Origin of the sequence: Bradyrhizobium sp. WD16 (assembly GCF_024181725.1) — a bacterium.
GTDB lineage: Bacteria > Pseudomonadota > Alphaproteobacteria > Rhizobiales > Xanthobacteraceae > Bradyrhizobium_A.
On record NZ_CP028908.1, the window covers coordinates 3,815,411 to 3,834,195 of the forward strand.

The following is an 18,785-nucleotide window of genomic DNA, read 5'->3' on the forward strand; positions in this document are numbered from 1 at the left end:
GCGGAAGGCGTGGGGAATCGTGCTCCATGGAGCTTTCGAGCTACCATATTACCATTTGAGGGTTGTCGAGAAATTGGACATGTCGTCCCGACATTGAAAAGCAATCAAGTGAAGAACGTTCACGAAGGCGGGGTGATGCGAGCCCAAGCGCAGATGGACCGGTATGTCCGGCGACAAGGTTCTGGAGGCGGGCGTCGTGGCTGAAGCGGCGTCCCGGGCGGCTGAGTTGGCGGCCGGCGGCGTGCCGCGCCTTGAACGAGTCAGCGTTCAGGGCAGAGTCGCGCTGCGTGCCTCGGGAGCCTGGATCGCGGAGCATGCCCGGCTGCTCGAGGGACTGATCGACGATGCCGGGAGTGCCGCGCCCGGCGGCGGCGTCCTCATCGATGTTTCCGCGGTCGGCAAGCTCGATACCTTCGGCGCCTGGTTACTCGAACGGCTATGCCGCAGCCTTGCCGAGCGCGGCGCCGATGCGAAGATCGCTGGCCTTTCGGCCGACTATTCCAGCCTGGTCGACGAGGTGCGCCGGGTCGGCACAACCACGCTCGAGCCCTCGCCGCGGATGCCGCTCGCCGCGATGCTCGAGAGCGTGGGTCGCAACGTGGTCCAGATCGGCGAAACCGTGGTGGCGCTGCTTGCGATGTCCGGCGCGCTCCTTGCCGCGGCGGGGCGGGTCGCGCGGCGGCCGTCGACATTCCGTCTGACCTCGATGATCCATCATCTCGATCAGGTCGGCTGGCGCGCTGTGCCCATCATCATGCTGATCACCTTCCTGATCGGCTGTATCATCGCCCAGCAGGGAATCTTCCATTTCCGTCAGTTCGGCGCCGACGTGTTCGTGGTGGACATGCTGGGCGTCCTGGTGCTGCGCGAGATCGGCGTGTTGATCGTCGCCATCATGGTCGCGGGCCGTTCGGGAAGCTCCTACACCGCCGAACTCGGCTCGATGAAAATGCGGGAAGAAATCGATGCACTGCGGACCATGGGCTTCGATCCGGTCGAAGTTCTGATCCTGCCGCGTGTTCTCGCGTTGCTCGTCGCGCTGCCGATGCTCGCCTTCATCGGCGGCATGGTGGCGCTCTATGGCGGCGGGTTGGTGGCTTGGCTCTATGGCGGCGTCGATCCAGACGCCTTCCTGTTCCGGCTGCGGGAGTCGATCTCGATCAGCCATTTCGTCGTCGGTATGGTCAAGGCGCCCTTCATGGCGCTCACCATCGGTGTCGTGGCGAGCGTCGAGGGACTGCTCGTCGAAGGTAGTGCAGAGTCACTCGGCCAGCACACCACCGCCTCGGTGGTGAAGTCGATCTTCTTCGTCATCGTCATGGATGGCGTTTTCGCCATCTTCTTCGCATCGATCGGGATCTGACCATGGCTTCGCCGACCTCTGTGCAGGAAGTGGCAACGGCGGCGGGCGATGCCATCATCCGCGTGCGCGATGTCTCCGTCCGTTTCGGCGATCACCTGGTGCTCGACCGTCTCTCGCTCGACGTCGCGCGGGGCGAGATCCTCGGCTTTGTCGGCCCGTCCGGCGCGGGCAAGTCGGTGCTGCTGCGGACGATTATCGGCCTGGTGCCGAAACTGGGCGGGACCATCGAGGTGCTGGCGACCGATCTCGATGCCGCCGACGCGGCGACACGGCGCAGCGTCGAGCGGCGCTGGGGTGTGTTGTTCCAGCAGGGCGCGCTGTTCTCGTCGCTCACGGTGCGGCAGAATATCCAGTTTCCCGTGCGCGAATATTTGAAAGTCTCGGACCGGCTTCTCGACGAAATCACCATGGCCAAACTCGCCATGGTCGGGCTGCGGCCGGATGCGGCGGACCGTTATCCGTCCGAACTGTCCGGTGGCATGATCAAGCGAGTGGCGCTGGCGCGTGCGCTGGCGCTCGATCCGGAGATCGTCTTCCTCGACGAGCCGACGTCGGGGTTGGACCCGATCGGAGCGGGTGCGTTCGATGAACTGGTGCGGACGCTGCAGCGGACGTTGGGCCTGACGGTGTTCATGGTGACCCACGATCTCGACAGCCTCGCCACGGCCTGCGATCGCATCGCTGTGCTCGGCGACGGCAAGGTGATCGCCCACGGCACGCTGGACGACATGCTGGCATCGCGGCATCCCTGGCTGCAGTCCTATTTTCATGGTGCGCGAGCCCGTGCGCTGGCAAGCTAGTTTCGGAGTAAGTTGATGGAAACCCGGGCGAACTACGTTCTGATCGGAGCCTTCACCCTGGGAGTGCTGCTCTGCGGCTTCGGGTTCGTGATGTGGTTCCAGAGCCTGCACGCCGCCAAGCAGCGCACCCCGCTGCGCATCGTGTTCGAGGGCTCGGCATCCGGCCTGCGCACCGGCGCCAGCGTCAATTTCAACGGTATCCGCATCGGCGAGGTGACCTCGGTCAAGATCGACGACCCCAAGCGGGTGGTTGCCCTGGCCGCCGTGGATAAGGGCGCGCCGATCCGTCAGGACACCCTGGTCGGCCTCGAATTCCAGGGATTGACCGGCGTCGCCGCGATTTCGCTGAAGGGAGGCTCGCCGGATGCGCCCGAAGTGCAACCGGGCGACAAGGGCATTCCGACGCTCACCGCCGATCTCAGCGCCACTCAGGACGTCATGGAGTCGGTCCGCTCCTCGGTGCAGAACATCAACCGTCTGATCGCCGACAATCAGGAGACGATCCGTACGTCGATCCAGAGCCTTCAGGCGTTCTCGACCACCCTGGCCAAAAATTCGGAACGCATCGACAGCATCATGAACGGCGTCGATACCCTGGTCGGTGGCAAGGACGGCGGCGCGCTCACCGCCACGGTGAAGTCGGTCAAGGATCTTGCCGACAATCTCGACAAGCGCACGGCGGAGATCAGCGCGAACGCCAACAAGTTCCTCGTCACCAGTTCGCGGGACCTGACCGCTCTGGCAGCCGATGGACGCCGGACGCTCGACGACATCAGCCGCGCGGTCAATAACTTCGACCGCAATCCTACTCGTGTGCTGTTCGGCGCCAGCACTGCCGACCAACGTCCGGCAGTGCAGCCGCGGTCGGTGGTGCGCACCTCTCCGGCCGATGCACGGGCGCGCGTCCGGCCGTGATGGTGCGGCCGCGCAAACGCGGGTGAGCTGAAGCGCCATGCATCAGCGGTTCGATGCGGGATTGCGCGAAACCGCGGCGCCGGCAATCGAGAGCCCAGGACTCGGATGGCCCCAAGGCTCGGTCGATCCGGAGGCTAGTGTGGCGTCTCGCAATTGCCTATGCCCTTTGCGGCAAGCCCCTGTAGGCAATTGCGAGACATAAGCCACACTAGCGGCAGCGAGTGCTTAGGCGAATCTCAGAGCCAAGGGGAAACCGGTGGTTCGATCGTAACATTCGCATTCCCGTTTCGGCCGGCGCCTGTGCGCTGCTCTCCGGTCGCGTTCATTCCCAAAATGAAAAGGCGGAGGCTTGAGGCCTCCGCCTGCTATTTCGCACCTCGATTGCGACCGGTCAGCCGAGCCGGCCCGCGGCTTGGGCGAGAAGTGTGTAGACCAGCCCGGTTTCCGAGGTGAGATAGCTGCGCAGCGCCGCCGGTCCGCGCTCGTCGCGGGCGACGTCGTCGAGCAGCCGCTCGAATTCGGCGATGTAGCGGTCGACCGTCTGTTTGAAGCCACGGTCGGCGCGATACTTGCGAGCAACCTCGTCGAAGGCCTTCTGACCGGCAGCGGTATAGAGCCGCTTGGAGAACGCCTTGCGCTCGCCGCGCTGATAGCGATCCCACATCTCGGCGGCGAGGTCGCGATCCATCAGACGGACGATGTCGAGCGCCAGCGAATCGAGCGGGCTGCTGGCCGGGCGGGCCGCCGGGGCGGGCCGTCGCGGCGGTTCAGCGGGCGTATCGGCGCGATTGAGCAGGTTGGACAGCCAGCCGTCGCCACTCTGCTCGTCGGGGCTCACCGACGGAGCTTCGGTCCGGCGCGGCGCGGGCGGACCCATGCCGAGATCCGGCGGTGGCAGGATTGCGGCGCTCGCGGCCTCGCGGCGCGGCGCGGCCGGGCGCGGAGCTTCGGCACGAGCGCCGATCGACATCAGCGCCGGCTCTTCCTCCCGAGTATAGCCGTGGTTTGCCCCGGCACCGACCACGTCAAGGCCGCGGCCGTGGCGTGCGACGATGCGGTTGAGCTCCGCCAGCGCCTCGATCTGATCGACGATCACCTTGCGCATCTGGGAGGTACTTTCCGCGGTTTCCTGCGGGATTTCGAGTACGCCGCGGCGCAATTCGGCCCGCGTCGCCTCGAGCTCCTGATGCATTTCGCCGGCCATCTGCTTCATGGTCTGGACCACCGCGGCGAACTTGTCCGCCGACTGGGTGAACAGCGTCTCGGCCTCGCGGCTGTTCTGCTCATAGAGTTCGTTCATCGCCTCGGAGGTGAGGCGGCGCTCCTCCTCGGCGGCGTTGCGCACCGCTTCGAACTGGCGATTGATTGCCGTCGCGCCGGCGCCGGCGGTCTCGGCCACCACCCGGGCGATGTCCCGCGCCCGAGTTTCGGCGGCCGCAAGCGATTCGTCCAGCAGGCCGGTGAAGCGGGACAGTCGCTGGTCGAGATCGGTGGTGCGCAGATCGATGGTGGTCAGCAGCGATTCCAGATCCGACTTGCGCTCCGACACGGTGCGGTGGGTGCTGGCATTGCTCTGCTCGACCAGCGCAGCGGCCTCGACCAGGGCGTGACCGTGGGCGGCGAACTGCTCGGATAGGGCATTGAGATTCTGCAGCGCACGAGATGTCTTGTCGGTGAAATTGCCCAACTGGTCGCTCAGCGCCGTGGTGGCCTGACCGTTCCGCGAGGTGACGTCGTTCATCGTGGTGACGAATTCCGCCACGCGGCTCACCAGCGTCTGCTCCAGCGAGTTGAGATTGTCGTGGGCGCTGGTCAGAACTTCCTGCAGCAGGATGTTGCCCTCGCGCAGACGCTCGAACAGCGCCACGGTGTCGGTGCGCAGGATCTTGCTGGTCTCCTGCATCTCGGTGACAGCGGCGGTGGCGACCTGGCGCGACTGGTCGATGGCGGTGCGGGTGGTCTGCTCGATGTCCTTGAGCGACTTGTTGACCGCGCCGGTGGCTACTTCGCTGGCCGTGGTGATGGTGCGGGCGAGGTCGGTCGAATTGCGCACCAGGGTCTGCGAGAAGTTCGCTCCCTTGCTCTCGATGGCCTTGAGGGCTTCGTCGGTGACGCGGTTGATGTCGATATTGATCTGGTTGCCGCGGTCACCGAGCGCCTGAACGAGCGTTCCGCGCGAGGAGTCGAGCATGTGACCGAGGCGGTCGGCCTGCTGCTTGACGCCGGTCACGATCTCCTCGGTCTTGCCGAGCAGGACGGTGCCGAACTGGCCGGTAACGGTGATGATGGCGCGTTCGATTTCGCTCGATGTGCTCTTGATCTTGGTCGCGGCTTCGGTCCCCGAGGCGATCAACGCGCTGTTCGCGTCCTTGGTCGCGCCGGCGATCGCCGCGGTGACGCTCGCCGAGGTTCCGGCGAGCGACGTCGATGCTTCGCTCGAAGCGGCGACAATGGCATTCTGGACCTCGCGAGCGCTGGCCATCAGCACGTCCGCGGTGCTGGCGCCGGCCGTCGACACGCTGTGTTCGATCTCGCCGGACAGCACCCGGATCTGATTGGCCGATTCCGTCGAGGCGGACAGCAGCGTGCTGTGAGCCTCGCGGGCGCTCGCCATCAGCGTGTCCGCCGTCTTGACGCCGGCTGCCGAAACGCTGGTCTCGATCTCGCCGGACAGGGTCCGGATCTGGTTGGCGGCTTCCGCTGAGGCGGACAGCAGCGTGCTGTGGGCGTCGCGGACGCTGCCGGCGAGGGTGCCGGCAGCGGAGGTTGCGGCCGTCGTGATCGTCAGTTCGATTTCGGTGGACAGGCTCTTGGTCTGCTGCGCGGCCTCGGAAGAGGCGCTGAGCAGGTTGTTATGGGCTTCGCGCGCACTTGCCAGCACGGCTTCCGCCGTCGTTGCTGCGGTGGCAGTCAGCATGCGCTCGATATCCGCGGAGAGATTGCGGCTCTGCTGCACGGTCTCGGCCGAGACGTTGATCAGCGTGGCCTGCGCCTCGCGGGCGCTCGACACGATCTGATCGGCTGTGGTCGCGCCGGCCGACGTGAGCATCCGCTCGATCTCTGCCGAGATCGTGCGCGCCTGCTGCGCTGCATCGGTCGCGAGATTGAGGAGAGTGGCCTGTGCCTCGCGGGCACTGGAGACGACCTGTTCGGCCGTGGTGGCGCCGGCTGAGGTGAGCATCCGCTCGATCTCCGCCGCGACGGTGTGGGCCTGCTGAGCGGTCTCGGTGGAGATATTGAGCAGCGCGGCCTGGGTCTCACGCGCGCTGGCCAACACCGTTTCCGCCGACGAGGCGCTGGCGGCGGCGAGAGCGCGCTCGATCTCGGCGGACAGGTCACGGGCGCGCGCGGTGGCCTGTTCTGAGGCGGCGAGCAGCGACGACTGGACATCGCGCGAGGAGCCCAGGATGGCGGCGGCGGCATTGGCCCCGGCCCCGGTCAGGCTCTGCTCGACCGACGAAGCGGCGGCGCGCAGATGTCCGCTGACTTCGTCCGAGACGCCGAGCAGGCTCTCGTGGGCTGCCCGGCTGCCGGCCTGGATCGTTTCGCTCGTGGTCGTGGCGAGCGTGAGCAGCGAGTGCTCGGCGTCTTCCACCCGGGCACGGATGCCCTGGGACAACTCCTCGGCGCGGGCCAGCAGGACGTCGCTGGCCTGGCGACCGCCGGTCTCGATGCGCAGCGCCACGTTCTCGATGCGGGTGCCGAGCAGGTTTTCGAACTGGGTGACACGGGTCTCGATATCGCTGGCGACGGCACCGGCGCGGGTCTCGAGGCCGTCATGGATCGCCTGGAAGCGCGCCGTCACCGTATCGGCGAGGTGCATGCTTCGGCCGTCGATCGTCTCGGTCACGTTGATGATGCGCTGGTCGATGGCGTCGAGGACCTGGTTCGTGCCCTGAGACAACGACGAGGTGAGGGTAGCGATGCGCGTGTCGAGGGCGCCGACCACTCGCGCTGTGCCGTCGTCGAGCGAGGAGGTAAGCGCGGCCGCCTTCTCGTTGATAGAGTCGATCGCTCGAGCGGTGCTACCGCTCAAGGTCGAGGTCAGCTCGTTCAAGCGGCCATCGATGCTGCCCACGACCGAGATGGCGCGGTTGTCGAAAGAGGCTTCCAGCGCCCTGATGCGGCCGTCGATGCTTTCGTCGAAGCCGATGACGCGGGAAGCGAGGCTTTCGTCGAATGCTCTGATCCGGCTGTCGAGCGAAAGGTCGAGCTTGGTGACGCGCGATTCCAGTGAGCTCTCAAAGGCGGCAAGGCGCTGATCGAGGGGGCCGTGGATGTTGCTGGCATGGGCCGCGACGCGCTGGTCGAAGCCGTCGACATAGGACTTCAGCGTCGTCGTGATGTCCTCGGCGCGTTGTCCCATGCGCTCGACGATGTCACCGCCAAAGGTCTTCACCGTGCGGTCGAATTCGCCGATGTGGCGGGTGATCAGGGCTCCCAGCATGCCGGAGTCGCGAGCGAAGCGCTCGGCGAGTTCGAAGCCTTGTTCGCGCACGAGATGGTCGAACGCGGTCATCTGGGCGCTGAGATTGTCCTGGGCGGACGCGGTCTGAGTGACCACCTTGTCGACCAAAGCGTTGACGGTGGAATCGAGGCTGTCCTGGGCGGACGCGGTCTGGGTGACGACCTTGTCGACCAGGGCGTTGACGCTGGCATCGAGGCTGTCCTGGGCGGACGCGGTCTGCGTGACGACCTTGTCGACCAGGGCGTTGACGGTGGCATCGAGGCTGTCCTGGGCGGACGCGGTCTGGGTGACGACCTTGTCGACCAGGGCGTTGACGCTGGCATCGAGGCTGTCCTGGGCGGACGCGGTCTGCGTGACGACCTTGTCGACCAGGGCGCTCACCGTGGCGTCGAGAGTATCGCCTGCCCGCTCGCCGCTGTCGACGATGTGTTCGGCGAGACGGCGGCCCGCTTCGTCGACCTTGTGGGCGAGGTCGCTGCCGCGCAGTTCGAGCTCCATCAGCAGCGAATCGCTGGAGGTCTTGAGCGAGTCGTGGACCTGTTCGGTGCGCGCCGAGATGCTTTCGACGATGTTGGCGCTCTGATCGGCGAATTCGCGGGTGACCCGGTCGATGCGCTCGTTGAGCATGTCGTGGATGCGATCGGCGAGGTCGACGAATTCCTCGTGCACGGCGCCGGTCTTGAAGTTCAGGCTCGCGGTCAGCCGCTCGGTGGCGTCGATTACGGCCCGCGTGGTTTCGGCGCTGGCCTCTTCGAGACGATCGAGCAGGTCGCCGCCGCGCTCGCCGAGCGCCAGGATCATGGTGTCGCCGGCGTTGCCCAGCGCCTGGGTGATGTGCTCGCCGCGCTCTTCGAGGGCCGTGGTGATGGTGCGCGCGACTTCGTCGACGCGCGCTGCGATGGCGTCGCTGATGACGGCGATGTCCTGGCGAAGATCGATCTGCACGCCGGAGATGGCGTTGCGGACCTGCTCGGCCTGGCCCACGAGGTTGTCTCGCTGGTGGGCGATGTCCTGGAGCAGGGCGCGGATGCGGACTTCGTTGTCGGAATAGGCGCGCTCGAGCGCAGCGACTTCGTTGGCGACCAGGGTCTCGAGTTCGCCGGCGCGCGCGACGGCGCGCTCGACGCCATCGCCCATCGCGGCCACTTCGCGGCGGATTGCCTGTCCGACGGTGACCATGGAATCGCTGGCAGCGCCTTCCGGCTCGGAGAAGCGGATCGCGACCTGGGCCATCGACTGGGCGATCATGCTCAATTCCTGGCCGCGCCAGGCGAGGCTGGCGAGGAAGTAGAACAGCAGTACGGGTGCAAACATCAGCGCGAGCAGGCCGCCCAGCGCCAGCGTGCCGCCGGCACCCTGGCCGATCAGGCCCTGGAGCGCGGGCAGGAAGCTGACCATCAGGAGAACGGCGCCGGCCACCCAGATTCCTGAAAATACCGTGGCGACCGTATAGACGCTGCGGCTGGGCCGGCCCTTCTGCAGCGACTGCAGCAGCAGGCCGATGGTTTCCCGGTCGTCATTGGCGGGCCGGCGGGGGAGACGTTCGTCCGCAGCCTCGATCGCAACGCGGTTTCCGACGTTCAGCGGCGGTTCGGCGTAAGGCTCGGCGACACTCGCCGACTGGTCATGGCGAGCGGTATCCAAGGAGGGTTCGGGCGGTGCCTCGCTGAGGTTGAGGGCTTCCTGGATGGCGGAAAGAGCTACTTCGGTCGGGTCTTTCGCCTTCTTCGGATTGTTTGCCATGTCCGTTTACGCCCTTTGAATACGCGCCAGGGAACCACACAGACATCCGCACAAGGGCACTGGCCCTTGGCCGGTTACGCCTCCCGCCACGATGGAAGCGAAGTCGATGGTCGCCGTAAGGCTTGTCCCCCACTTCTCCGAACATCCTATTGGCTTGACCTGTCGAAAGGAATGCCCGGCGTTAAGAACATTTTAATCATCGTTAACGCGTCCGTGCGTAACCTCTTCAACTCCCTCAAAATTCCGGAACAGTCGCGGACTTCATGGCGATGGCATGGCAAATCCATGGCAAGACTGTTTCGGCGACAAACCATTCGTTAACCAGCGCTGTGATTGGTTTTCGGGCCGCCCTGGAGTCCTTCAGATGACGCTCTCGCCGCAATGGATCGAATGGATGCCCTCGCCGCCGCTGGTTCCCGACGATGCGCCGCTGGACCTTGCTCATCTCGAACGGATGACGCTCGGCGACGCCAGCCTCGAGCGTGAGGTCCTGGCCATGTTCGCCGCCCAGTCGGTCGATCTCGTCAGGCGCCTTTCTGCGTTGTCGGACGACGCCGCGATGCTGGTGCACACCCTGAAGGGGTCCGCCCGCGCCATCGGCGCCGTCCGGGTCGCCGAGGCCGCGGCCGGACTCGAAACCGCGCTCCGCCGGTCGGCCCCGGCGGGAGAGTTGCTCGCGACGCTGGAAGCCGCCGTCACTGAGGTGCGTACGGTCATCGGTGCAAGGCTCAAGCGGTCCTGACCGCCTCGCGTGGTCACCAGCACTATTCGTCTCATCCATCTACATTCAGCTCCGCACCCGCCGAGCGGCGTTCCTTGCGCGCGACGCTGGCGCAGGGCAGGCGGACCCGTTATAGGACTGCATCCTCCCGCTGGTGCGGCGGATTCGACGTTCGTATCAGCATTGCAGCGAGCTCTTCGTACGAGCGTCAGATCCGAAATCGCACTAGAATCATAACTATACTGGTGTGGTTTGGTTCAGAAATTCCCTTGGAGGACTCGCTGCGGGGAATGAAGGGAATTTCTGAATCGCCACACTTGGACGACTCCTCAATCACACCGCTGGCACGGGCTATCATGGTCAAGATCAACTTTGTCGATTCCAAAGGCGAAAAGCGCACTGTCGATGTCGAGGCGGGCGCGACGGTGATGGAGGCGGCGGTCCGCAACGCAATTCCCGGCATCGAGGCGGAATGTGGTGGTGCCTGCGCCTGCGCCACCTGTCATGTCTATGTCGACGAAGCGTGGCGGGAGAAGGTGGGCAGCCCGACCCCGATGGAAGAGGACATGCTGGATTTCGGCTACGATGTCCGGCCGAATTCGCGCCTGTCCTGTCAGATCAAGGTCACCGAGGATCTCGACGGCCTGGTGGTGAGCACCCCCGAGCGCCAGGCCTGACGAAGGGCGGCCGAGGCCGCGACGCCGGACAACGCTCGCGGCTCCAATTATCCAAGTCATGACAGGCTTCCCGTCACGGAAGAGGGGCGGGGGATCTCGGTGTGAGTCATGCAGAGGCGCCGGCATTTCAGGGAGCCGGGCTCAAGAAAAGTAGGCCGACGGCTCGCCGAGGCGCTCTACCGTGTCTCCGCCGACCTGCGCGACCATTCGGTCATGTTTGCATTGCTTCGGGTGCTATGCTCCCACGATGCGGTGATCGCGGAATGTCGCGACCTCTCCGATATGTTCTGCCGCTCGAAATGGCGCTGGGGGGGGCTTCAACATAATTCCGCGTTGGCGCGGCGATGATCATGCGATCGCGGCCTCGCGGCGCATCCATGGCCGGAATTTCTTCACCACGTCGTCCGGCAGCGCCGTCGGCTTTCGGCTCACCTGGTCGACCAGTACGGTCACCGCTGCCGCCGAGGCGGCGCAGACGCCGTTATGAAAAACCACCTGTTCATAGCTCACCGAGCTGCGGCCGATCCGTGACACGGCAAGGCCGAGTTCGACGACGCCGGGCCAGTGCACCTCGGCGCGGAAGTCGATGGCGAGATGCGCCAACACCCAGCTCAGCCCCTTCGGCATCAGGCCAAATTCGGGATGGCGGATCAGTGACACCCGGCTGGTCTCGAAATAGGTCGCGTAGGTAGCGTTATTGACGTGATGATTGGGATCGAGATCGCCGAAACGGACATTGTCGGTCTGGCGGTACGGGAAGTCCTCGAGCCGGGGCGGGGCCTTTACATTCACGTCGCGGATCTCCGGAGCGGTTGACTGGTCACGCTCGTCTTGTCGCCCAACCTGCGAGGGCATCGCAAGGGCCATGATTTTGCCCTTTCCCCCTCGGGCCCGCTTGGCTAGACAAGGAGCATCGTTTCGGCCGCGGCGCCGCCGCGGGTCCGGTCCCTCACCCGACAGGCGATGCAGGCGATCCCATGAGCGAGCCGATCAAGACCGATGTGCTGATTATTGGAGCCGGCCCCTGCGGCCTGTTCGCCGTCTTCGAGCTCGGTCTGCTCGACATGCGGGTTCATCTCGTCGACATCCTCGACAAGATCGGCGGCCAATGCGCCGAGCTCTATCCGGAGAAGCCGATCTACGACGTTCCGGGCATTCCCATGGTCACCGGTCACGGCCTGACCGAGGCTCTGATGGAGCAGATCAAGCCGTTCAATCCGACCTTCCACCTCAACGAAATGGTGGAAAGCGTCGAGAAGATCGGCGATCCGTTGTTCAAGGTGACCACGGATGCCGGCAAGGTCTTCGAGACCAAGGTGCTGGTCGTCGCCGCGGGCGGCGGATCCTTCCAGCCCAAGCGGCCGCCGGTGCCGGGGATCGAGGCCTATGAAGGCTCCTCCGTGTTCTACGCCGTCCGCAAGATGGAGCAGTTTCGCGACAAGACCCTGCTGATCGTCGGTGGCGGGGATTCCGCCCTGGACTGGACGCTCAACCTTCAGCCCATCGCCAGGCGCGTCACGCTGTTGCATCGACGTGACGAATTCCGCGCTGCGCCTCACAATGTCGAGCAGATGAGGGCGCTGGTGGCCGAAGGCAAGATGGACCTCAAGCTCGGCCAGATTACCGCGCTCGAAGGTGATGGCGGCAGGCTCAGCGCCGCGCAGGTCAAGGGCAACGACAACACGGCCTTCACGATCGAATGCGACACCATGCTGCCGTTCTTCGGCCTGACCATGAAGCTCGGGCCGGTCGCCAATTGGGGCATCCATCTGGAGAATAATTTGGTGCCGGTGGATACCGCGGCATTCGAGACCAACGTGCCCGGCATCTTCGCCATCGGCGACATCAACACCTATCCCGGCAAGCTGAAGCTCATTCTCTCGGGCTTTCATGAGGGCGCACTGATGGCGCAGAAGGCGCATCGTTACGTCTTTCCGGACAAGCGTCTGGTGTTCCAGTACACGACATCGTCGACCAGCCTGCAGAAGAAGCTCGGCGTGAATTAGGGCGCGATCCGGAAAGTGTGCGTCATTTTTCCGATCAGATCATGCTCCATCGGCGTGGAGCCGCGATGGCGATTTGTTTGACGGCGATCGCGCCGCAGGTGGCGGCGCGTTCCGCGCGCCTCACGCCGGCGAATGGCGGACCGCCTCGCCGGCAAGTGCAATGCGCAAGCGGATCGAGGCGTCCGCGCTCGTGGCGCTCGGCATGGTCTCACAATAAGCTGAAGACCGAAGAGCCGGAGCTGTTGAGGCAGTAAGTGCGGTATGAGCCCGTCACCGTGGCGTAATCGGCAGCGGTTCGCTTGTCACCGGCGATTCGGCGCCGACGAGCCCGAGCACGGAGGTCATTGCCGGCAGGGCCGCATCCGCCATGGCGGCATGGCCCTCCGCGGTGGGATGGATGGCTCCGCCATACACCGCCGAGAGTACGCCCCAAGTCGCATCGTGGATGTCGGCGGGCAGCACCGAATTCGACACGCCCTGGGGATAAGTCATCGCGGTGAAGTAGCTATCGTTGGCGTCGCGGATCCAGCGGGCGCGCGGCAGATAGGCGCGGAATTCACTAGCGCCTCGGCCGCAGGTGAGGGGCTGGGACGAGGCGGCGACGATATCGCTCGTGAAGCTGTCGCCCTGCGCTGAAAAGCACTGCCGGTCGAATTCGGGGTCGGTCGCTGCCCGGGCGCAGAAGCCATGATCGGCGAAGGCGGCCTGATGACTCTCGACGAAGGTCATGCGATCGGCGTTCGGATCGCGGCACAGGATGCCACCCTGACATTCCGCCAGATTCTTCAGCTGGGGCAGGAATTCGCGCTCGACAAAGGCCGTGACCCGCTGCAGCCGCGCCGGGTCGGCGTTGAATGAGGGGTGGATGTCGAAGCCGGCCGGGCCGCCGGGGCAGGGGGCGCCGTTAGCGAGGGCCGGATTGCCGTAGGTGGTGAAGATCACGCGCGAGAGATCGCCTCCGACCAGAGGCTTGACGGCTTCGCGCAACCTGACGAAGCGTTGCGGCAGGTCGTGCTGCAGCGTCGAGCGGGAATCGTCGAGCGAGCCGAGCACCCCGCTGCGCCGGAACAATGTCCGCTCGGTCGTGCTGTTGACGGTCACATCGGCGACCAGTCCGGAGAAGTCGATGTCGTTGGCTCCGATCGACAGCAGCACGAGGTCGAGCTGGCGGTTGGGATCGCGTCGCCGCGCCGCCGCGAGCGCTTCGCGCAATTCTCCGATCTGGCCCGGGACGGTGCCGGTGCAGGTCATGCTGTTGCGCGTAAATAGGCATTCGCGGGCGCGTTGCGAACCAAACAAGCCATCGCTGATGGTTGCGCCGGTGCAGGCCAGCGGCAGGTACGTGACCGCGACATGCGGATACATTGCCGCAAGCGCGATCGCCGCGCGGGTTTGATAGCTGTAGAGCGAGCGATGGCAGGCGGCGTTGAACCATTGCGCTCCCAACGCCTGCCAGGCGCGCAAGCCGGCGGCCGAGGTGTCGCCGCCTTCGCAGGCGCGCGAGCCTTTGTAGCGTGCGCGGCTCGGCCGATAGTACTGGCTGCCCGGGCCGCCGAAATAAGACTGGAAGCAGAAACCCTCGTCGGCGAGTGCGACCGCTCGATCGGGATTGCCCTCGCCGGAGGCGATGGAATCGCCGAGGCCGGCGATGAAGAGGTCTCGCACCTCGATCGCGGTGCTGAGCCGCTGAGGTGGCTCGCCGCCGGTCGAGAGGTCGACGGTGGCATTGGTCGGCCGACCGTAACGGGCACGGAAATTTATCGGCTCGGCGCAATCGACCGTCGACTGTCGTGGACCATCGCCGTCATTGAAAGTCCAGGCGCACACAGCACCGACCGGCACGGGACCGGTAAGCCGGACTGTCACGGCATGCTCGGTGGGCGTGAGATAGCTTTCCTTGACGCCGTCGCGGGTGCACGGCTCGTTGACATGCCCGGTGGGGTCGATGCAGAGCCGCGCCACGGTGTTGCGGGCCCAGCCGCGTCCCTCGCTCTGCGCTTCCAGGGTCTGCTCCGAGGTTAGAATCCGGCCGGCCCGCAGGGTCTCGACATGGATCTGGAAGTCGCGCTCCTCACGAAACAGGCGGAAGCGATTGCGCACTTCCCAATTGATGCGAAGGCCCGTCTCAGGCGGGGCCATCTGGGCGCCGGCGCGCGTCGGCAGCAGCCACCCCGCGGCGGCGGCGAGAGCGCCAGCGATGATGATCAGGGTCGTGGGACAGGTGAGACGGGTGGGACGGCGGGGCATCATCATGATCTTATCAATGCCGCGCGTGAGGCGAAAATATGGGATGCCGACAGCCTGCGAGCGAGAGGGCTCACTCGGCCGGGTGGTGCTGGCGGTGACGAGGCTCGACCCGTTGCGGCACGGCGACGCGATTGAGGGCGTTGGTCCGGCGCTTCTCGATCCACGGGGCCACCACGTTGAGCCATAACTCGCGTGAGCCCATGATCGAGACCGAGACCGCGAACGGGATGGCGAAATAGAGCAGGCGATAGACCAGCAGCGAGGCAAGGACCTGTTCCTTGCCGAGCTGCGGCAGGGCGATCAGCATCGCAGCATCGAATACCCCGAGACTGCCCGGCGCATGGCTGGCGAAACCAATCAATGTGGCGAGGATGAACACCACCGAAACGGAGATGAAATCGACATCAGGCTGCGCGGGCAGCAGAATGTACATCGCCGTGGCGCAGAAGCCGAGATCGACGACCCCGATCAGGATCTGCAGCAGCGTCAGCTTGGCCGAGGGCAGAGTGACGGTCCAGCCGTTCTGGCCGAGCCGGCGGCAGCCGCGGGACAGCCAGTACAAATAGATTCCGATGCCGGCGACGAGGCCGATGGCGATCAGGCGGTTGACCGGCGAGGGCAGCAGGTCGATGGCACTGGCGGCGTCTGGATGCCAGGCCATTCCCAGCCCGAGCACGAACATGTTGCCGAGCCAGAATGTCAGGCCGGAGATGAAGCAGATCTTGGCGACGTCAATCGCCGAGAGGCCCCAGTCCGAATAGATGCGAAACCGGATGGCACCGCCGGTGAAGACCGTGGCGCCGATATTGTGGCCGATGGTGTAGCTGGTGAAGCTCGCCAGCGCCGCGATCCGATAGGGCACGTGCCGCTTGTGAATCGTGCGCAGGGCAAACAGGTCGTAGAACGTGAGCGTGAAGAAGGCGGCGACGACGCAGAGCGCGGCCAGCGCGATCCGGCCGGGCGACTTTTCGGTCAGCGCGCTCAAGACGACGCCGGTGTCGACGCCCTTGAGCATGCGCACCAAGGTCGTGATCGCCAGGATAATGATCAGCACGCTGGCGGCGATACCAAGCCGTCGCCAGCCGATCCGTCCCGTAAATCCGCGTTTAAGCGCGGTCAGCAGTCGATCCATTCATCCTCCCGGCGGAGTTCGAAATACATCAAAGCCGGCTGAACGGACAGGGGACAAGCGGCTGCGGCGGCATTCATAATCGAAAACTCGCGTTCAAAATACGGCTTCGTCCGGGCATCGGGACGGCGTTGCTGCGGTGAAGGCGAACAAGGTTAAACCGATCGCGATCCCGGCGGCGCGGCAACGCCGACGGGGCTCCAATGTGCCAAAACCGGATCCGGCGAAACCCGATGGGCGACCAGGAGACGGACCGCGGATCGGCCAACGTATTATGAGCTGCACAACTCAATTCCACTCTATCTTGTCCGAGATTCACACCTTGGTACCGGCCATGGCCTGAATGGCCTGAATTGGTCACGGAGGGCCCCGCCGTTCACGGATGCTGGCAGATTCAACGATGTCCACAGGGCTCCCCTCGATCCCTACGGCAACGGTCATATACGGTTCGGCGCCGTCGTTACAGATCCCCGGGCGAAGCCGCCAAGCCCCCGATCCAGCGGGCCAGTTCCAGGCCGCAACTCCCGTCCGATGGTCGACACAAGTCGGATGGGCTGCCAGCAAGGCGCGACCCGCGCCTACCGTCCATGGCTGCTTCTCATGTCATTGATATGACCGGCAATATCACCGCTGACGTTGGTCCTGTTCGCTCGCCCGCTTGGCCGCCGGCAGGTGAAGCGGATGTCAAATCCCTAACGCCACTAGTGTCCTGTCTCCGAATTACCGCTTCATTTGCCTCACCCTCGCACGGTCATTCGGAGACATCAGGACACTAGCAAAATCAAAAAGCTAGTGCGGCTTATGTCTCGCAATTGCCTACAGGGGCTTGCCGCGAAGGGCATAGGCAATTGCGAGACGCCACACTAGTAGCTTGAAATTGCTGGTGGGTTCAGCTCTTGCGCAGGGCAAAGTGCGCGCCGCAGAACGCCATCAGGCCGCCAAGGAGGAGGGCAATAAGCCCTGCGGCCACGCCGCCGGCGACGGTTGGCGTTGCGCTGGGTCCGGAGGCCGCCTGACCGACACCTGCGAGCACAAGGACCGCGACAGCGATGATGAATTGGCGCATGCGCAGCGGAATCTGCCCCGATACGGCGCTCGCCAGCATCGCAGCGGCCACATAGCCGCCGACGAAGGCGCCGAGTCCCACCACCCACCATGCCAGCGCGGCCCGGGCCGGAATCAGATAGCCGGTCTCGGAACGCCACAACAGGCTCAGATCCAATCCGAAGCGCGGGACAATCATGTGCACCGCCAGCGCGATCAGCACGCCCGAGGTCATGGCCGCGGCGAGGATCAGGCGCGGCGGGAAGACGATTGGTTCGGGCTTCTGATGTTGACGATCCACTGTGGCTCTCTCGGCCGCGGGCTTGTCTGCCGCTGCAGCTTGGGGTCATAGCATGGCTGGTGTCCTGGTTCTAACGTTCGTATTCGCTTGCAGCGCGTGCCTGTACGAACGTTAAAACGAAAGGATGCCGGCACGATGATGATTTTAGTGCGGTTTTGGATCTGACGGGCGTACGAAGGATTCGCCGCACTGTGCTGGTACGAGCGTCAGATCCACCGCACTACCGCCGTGAATGAAGCGGCGCGCGTCGTGAGGGACTTTGTTTTGCCGACCGAGTTGCCGAATTCCAGATTCCCCGATCTGAGCCCAGTATCCTACAGCTACAAGCCGTCGCTGGTCGGCGCGGCATGGCAGTTCGAACTGGGCGCGGAAGGTCTTTCGTTTCGCATTGGGCGGCGGGCGGAGACGTGGCCTTATCGCTGCATCACGGTGATCCGGCTGAGCTACAGGCCGATCTCGATGCAGTCGCGTCGCTTCCGTGCCGATGTCCACAACAATACCGGCCAGTCCGTTCGCATCGTGTCCGTGACGTGGCAGACCACGGCGCTGGTGGCGCCGCAGGACGCCGATTATCGTCGTTTCATCGTCGAATTGCACCGTCGCATGACAGCGGCCGGCGCAACACCGGCTTTCGAGGCCGGGCTCAGTCCGACATTGTTCGGGTTCGCTGCGGCGGCCATCGTCCTCGTCGCCGTTGCGCTCGCCGGGTTGTTCGTTCGTGCCGCGCTGATCGGCTCGTTTCCGGGAATGCTGTTCCTCGCCGGCTTCGCGGCGCTGTTCGGCTGGCAGATCGGTGGCTTTCTGCGGCGCAATCGTCCGCGCCGCTATACGGCAGCAGATATTCCGCCGGAGTTGCTGCCTTGACTGCTGCGATCAGTGGCGCACCACCAGGACCGAACAGGTAGCGTAGCGCACCACATGTCCGGCATTGGAGCCGAGGAAATAGGTGCGCATGGCGGGCCGGTGGGAGGTCATCACGATCAGGTCGGCGCCGATTTCGGCCGCTTCCTCGAGGATCTCATGGTAGATTCCGCCCTGACGGACGGCGGTGGAAATGCGCGCCGCCTCGATTCCGGATTCCGCGGTGACGATGGCCAGGGCGTCTTCCGATGACTGGCGTTGCTGGGATTCGAAATCGGCCGGAACGTATTCGGCCAGCATCACCGGCGTGATCGGCAGCACGTTGAGGAGCCGCACGGTGCCCTGGAAGGTCCGGGACAGCGTCGCCGCCGTGGCGATGGCGGGTTTGGCGAGGTCGGTGTCGGAGAGGTCGATCGGCACGAGTATGGACTTGAACATCCTTGCCCTCCGCTGGTGGTTCAGAAATTCCCTTCATGATCCGCAGCGACGTCTCGAACGGAGCTTCTAAGC

Annotated in this window: 13 protein-coding genes; 7 read left to right on the forward strand and 6 right to left on the reverse strand. The window is 64.9% G+C overall.

Annotated features, from left to right (window positions below; all coding sequences use genetic code 11):
- Positions 1 to 163: 163 nt before the first annotated feature.
- From DB459_RS17620 to DB459_RS17630, 3 genes are read left to right on the forward strand one after another with little or no spacing between them, the layout of a single operon-like run.
- The gene (locus DB459_RS17620; protein WP_253706566.1) at positions 164 to 1,363 is read left to right on the forward strand and encodes an MlaE family lipid ABC transporter permease subunit; all 1,200 of its coding nucleotides are present in this window, start codon (positions 164 to 166) and stop codon (positions 1,361 to 1,363) included.
- A 2-nt stretch (positions 1,364 to 1,365) separates the two neighbouring features.
- The gene (locus DB459_RS17625; protein ID WP_253706567.1) at positions 1,366 to 2,163 is read left to right on the forward strand and encodes an ABC transporter ATP-binding protein; all 798 of its coding nucleotides are present in this window, start codon (positions 1,366 to 1,368) and stop codon (positions 2,161 to 2,163) included.
- A 15-nt stretch (positions 2,164 to 2,178) separates the two neighbouring features.
- Positions 2,179 to 3,078, forward strand: a complete 900-nt coding sequence (locus tag DB459_RS17630) for an MlaD family protein (protein WP_253706568.1) — start codon at positions 2,179 to 2,181, stop codon at positions 3,076 to 3,078.
- A 391-nt stretch (positions 3,079 to 3,469) separates the two neighbouring features.
- Here the strand turns inward: DB459_RS17630 and DB459_RS17635 are convergent, their stop codons facing one another.
- A complete protein-coding gene (locus DB459_RS17635) occupies positions 3,470 to 9,289 on the reverse strand; it encodes a negative regulator of septation ring formation (RefSeq protein ID WP_253706569.1) in 5,820 nt (1,939 codons plus the stop codon).
- A gap of 364 nt (positions 9,290 to 9,653) precedes the next feature.
- Between DB459_RS17635 and DB459_RS17640 the strand changes: the two genes are divergently transcribed.
- Positions 9,654 to 10,031: an Hpt domain-containing protein gene (locus DB459_RS17640; protein WP_253706570.1), complete on the forward strand. Its 378-nt coding sequence runs from the start codon at positions 9,654 to 9,656 to the stop codon at positions 10,029 to 10,031.
- A 335-nt stretch (positions 10,032 to 10,366) separates the two neighbouring features.
- Positions 10,367 to 10,687, forward strand: a complete 321-nt coding sequence (locus DB459_RS17645; protein ID WP_253706571.1) for a 2Fe-2S iron-sulfur cluster-binding protein — start codon at positions 10,367 to 10,369, stop codon at positions 10,685 to 10,687.
- Between the two features lie 348 nt (positions 10,688 to 11,035).
- Here DB459_RS17645 and DB459_RS17650 read toward each other — a convergent pair whose 3' ends face one another.
- Positions 11,036 to 11,479, reverse strand: a complete 444-nt coding sequence (locus DB459_RS17650) for a thioesterase family protein (protein ID WP_253706572.1) — start codon at positions 11,477 to 11,479, stop codon at positions 11,036 to 11,038.
- Positions 11,480 to 11,664: 185 nt separating this feature from the next.
- On the opposite strand from DB459_RS17650, the gene DB459_RS17655 reads away from it, so the two are divergent.
- Entirely contained in the window at positions 11,665 to 12,693 is a 1,029-nt protein-coding gene (locus DB459_RS17655) for an NAD(P)/FAD-dependent oxidoreductase (protein ID WP_253706573.1), read from the forward strand.
- A gap of 270 nt (positions 12,694 to 12,963) precedes the next feature.
- Here DB459_RS17655 and DB459_RS17660 read toward each other — a convergent pair whose 3' ends face one another.
- The 3 genes from DB459_RS17660 to DB459_RS17670 form a co-directional block, all read right to left on the reverse strand.
- Positions 12,964 to 14,943: a hypothetical protein gene (locus DB459_RS17660; RefSeq protein WP_253713614.1), complete on the reverse strand. Its 1,980-nt coding sequence runs from the start codon at positions 14,941 to 14,943 to the stop codon at positions 12,964 to 12,966.
- A 67-nt stretch (positions 14,944 to 15,010) separates the two neighbouring features.
- Positions 15,011 to 16,072: a UPF0104 family protein gene (locus DB459_RS17665; protein WP_253706574.1), complete on the reverse strand. Its 1,062-nt coding sequence runs from the start codon at positions 16,070 to 16,072 to the stop codon at positions 15,011 to 15,013.
- Between the two features lie 886 nt (positions 16,073 to 16,958).
- The gene (locus tag DB459_RS17670) at positions 16,959 to 17,348 is read right to left on the reverse strand and encodes a hypothetical protein (RefSeq protein WP_253706575.1); all 390 of its coding nucleotides are present in this window, start codon (positions 17,346 to 17,348) and stop codon (positions 16,959 to 16,961) included.
- A 315-nt stretch (positions 17,349 to 17,663) separates the two neighbouring features.
- Between DB459_RS17670 and DB459_RS17675 the strand changes: the two genes are divergently transcribed.
- Positions 17,664 to 18,278, forward strand: a complete 615-nt coding sequence (locus DB459_RS17675; protein WP_253706576.1) for a hypothetical protein — start codon at positions 17,664 to 17,666, stop codon at positions 18,276 to 18,278.
- A gap of 9 nt (positions 18,279 to 18,287) precedes the next feature.
- Here DB459_RS17675 and DB459_RS17680 read toward each other — a convergent pair whose 3' ends face one another.
- A complete protein-coding gene (locus tag DB459_RS17680; RefSeq protein WP_253706577.1) occupies positions 18,288 to 18,713 on the reverse strand; it encodes a universal stress protein in 426 nt (141 codons plus the stop codon).
- Positions 18,714 to 18,785 lie beyond the last annotated feature (72 nt).

Excerpts from the sequence above, each read along its gene's own strand:
- DB459_RS17635 (WP_253706569.1), bottom strand. The coding sequence starts at position 9,289 with ATGGCAAACAATCCGAAGAAGGCGAAAGACCCGACCGAAGTAGCTCTT.
- DB459_RS17670 (WP_253706575.1), bottom strand. The coding sequence starts at position 17,348 with ATGACCTCGGGCGTGCTGATCGCGCTGGCGGTGCACATGATTGTCCCG.
- DB459_RS17655 (WP_253706573.1), top strand. The coding sequence starts at position 11,665 with ATGAGCGAGCCGATCAAGACCGATGTGCTGATTATTGGAGCCGGCCCC.
- DB459_RS17660 (WP_253713614.1), bottom strand. The coding sequence starts at position 14,943 with ATGATGCCCCGCCGTCCCACCCGTCTCACCTGTCCCACGACCCTGATC.
- DB459_RS17625 (WP_253706567.1), top strand. The coding sequence starts at position 1,366 with ATGGCTTCGCCGACCTCTGTGCAGGAAGTGGCAACGGCGGCGGGCGAT.
- DB459_RS17665 (WP_253706574.1), bottom strand. The coding sequence starts at position 16,072 with ATGGATCGACTGCTGACCGCGCTTAAACGCGGATTTACGGGACGGATC.
- DB459_RS17680 (WP_253706577.1), bottom strand. The coding sequence starts at position 18,713 with ATGTTCAAGTCCATACTCGTGCCGATCGACCTCTCCGACACCGACCTC.
- DB459_RS17620 (WP_253706566.1), top strand. The coding sequence starts at position 164 with ATGTCCGGCGACAAGGTTCTGGAGGCGGGCGTCGTGGCTGAAGCGGCG.
- DB459_RS17640 (WP_253706570.1), top strand. The coding sequence starts at position 9,654 with ATGACGCTCTCGCCGCAATGGATCGAATGGATGCCCTCGCCGCCGCTG.
- DB459_RS17630 (WP_253706568.1), top strand. The coding sequence starts at position 2,179 with ATGGAAACCCGGGCGAACTACGTTCTGATCGGAGCCTTCACCCTGGGA.
- DB459_RS17645 (WP_253706571.1), top strand. The coding sequence starts at position 10,367 with ATGGTCAAGATCAACTTTGTCGATTCCAAAGGCGAAAAGCGCACTGTC.